Here is a 1,646-nt window from a genome sequence, read left to right on the forward strand (position 1 = left end):
TTCGAAGGCAATGGTAAGCTGCTCAACCTGTTCTTGCGTCGGCTCAGTCATCGCTCCAAGAAAGCATGCCACAGGCATGGATGCCAAGCGATGCGCAGCGATACCGCCTGGCCGCGTCCACATAACGCAAAACCCAGCCCGGTATTTGAAAATGGCCGGGTAGCTTGCCATATAGGGAAAATTCGGGCATAAGCCCCGCATAGCCGGGACGGGACGACTGGATGGTTCCGAGGCGGCGCTAGGACATAAAGCGGACCCTTGCCACTTGCGTGGATTAAGAATCGGTTTTATGTAGACAAGACAGACACGCGACGCGTGGAGCTGGGAAGCCGGCTTTACGCGTCTGATTTGCGTGGGTGAAATAGCGGCGCTGATTCGCACCGCATGAAGCCCAGGCGGCACGTCCCGGCCAGCGGGATCATCCAGGAGGCCCGGCCAACGGGTCTTGAAAACAGGCGGTACATGGCTTCGAAAACCACTAATCCCTTCACCTTTCTCCAGCAGGTTCGCGCGGAGACGGCCAAGGTGACATGGCCATCGCGGCGCGAAACCATGATCTCGACCGTGATGGTCCTGGTGTTCGCGGTGATCGCGATGCTCTTCTTCTTCGCAGCCGACATTCTGATGGGCTATGCGATCGAGTGGATCCTGGGTCTCGGGCATTAATTCGGCGGTTTACGGAGAGGTCGGGAAATGACTGCGCGCTGGTATATCGTCCACGCCTATTCGAACTTCGAGAAGAAGGTCGCCGAGGACATTGAGAACAAGGCCAAGCAGAAGGGCCTGGCCGGCGAGATCGAGCAGATCGTGGTGCCGACCGAGAAGGTCGTCGAGATCCGCCGTGGCCGCAAGGTCGATGCCGAGCGCAAGTTCTTCCCGGGCTATGTGCTCCTGAAGGCCAACCTGACGGACGCCGTGTTCTCGCTGGTCAAGAACACGCCGAAAGTGACCGGCTTCCTGGGCGACTCCAAGCCCGTGCCGATCACCGAGACCGAGGCGCAGCGCATCCTGAACCAGGTCCAGGAAGGCGTCGAGCGGCCGAAGCCCTCGGTCACCTTCGAGATCGGCGAGGCGATCCGCGTCTCGGATGGTCCGTTCGCGTCGTTCAACGGCGTCGTCCAGGAAGTGGACGAGGAGCGGGCCCGCCTCAAGGTGGAAGTTTCGATCTTCGGGCGCGCCGTGCCCGTCGATCTGGAATTCGGACAGGTCGAAAAGGGCTGATCCGGTTAGCCGCGCCGCAAGGCGTCGGCACAACCCGCGCCGCAAGGCGTCGGGATCCGCGCCGTAAGGCGTCGGGGCGGTCGCTTAAGGCGCCGCATGAACGGGTGGGAGGCGAAGGCGGCATAGCCGGCCGTCGGAACCGCACCACCAGACTGCAACCGCCGGTGTCCCGCTAATGGGCCGGCATGAGAAAAGGCAGGAATAGAGATGGCTAAGAAAGTTGCAGGCCAGCTCAAGCTCCAGGTTGCCGCGGGCTCGGCCACGCCGTCGCCCCCGATCGGCCCGGCGCTTGGTCAGCGCGGCATCAACATCATGGAATTCTGCAAGGCGTTCAACGCGCAGACGCAGGAGCTCGAGAAGGGGTCGCCGATCCCGGTCGTCATCACCTACTACCAGGACAAGTCGTTCACCTTCGTCATGAAGAC

3 protein-coding genes and 1 pseudogene are annotated in these 1,646 nt (G+C 61.6%); all 4 read left to right on the forward strand.

The features are described from left to right. Positions 1-192, forward strand: a 192-nt coding sequence (locus EOA28_RS39760) for a hypothetical protein (RefSeq protein ID WP_210214992.1), incomplete at its 5' end; no start/stop codon positions are given. Positions 193-462: 270 nt separating this feature from the next. Then, positions 463-666, forward strand: coding sequence for a preprotein translocase subunit SecE (gene secE / locus EOA28_RS35155; RefSeq protein ID WP_027170383.1), 204 nt, complete (start codon positions 463-465; stop codon positions 664-666). A 27-nt stretch (positions 667-693) separates the two neighbouring features. After that, positions 694-1,221, forward strand: a complete 528-nt coding sequence (nusG, locus tag EOA28_RS35160; protein WP_095818149.1) for a transcription termination/antitermination protein NusG — start codon at positions 694-696, stop codon at positions 1,219-1,221. Positions 1,222-1,428: 207 nt separating this feature from the next. Beyond that, positions 1,429-1,646, forward strand: a pseudogene (gene rplK, locus EOA28_RS35165) (50S ribosomal protein L11); the annotation flags it as partial.

Source organism: Mesorhizobium sp. M2A.F.Ca.ET.067.02.1.1 (assembly GCF_004023285.1).
In the GTDB taxonomy this organism is placed as follows: Bacteria; Pseudomonadota; Alphaproteobacteria; order Rhizobiales; family Rhizobiaceae; genus Mesorhizobium.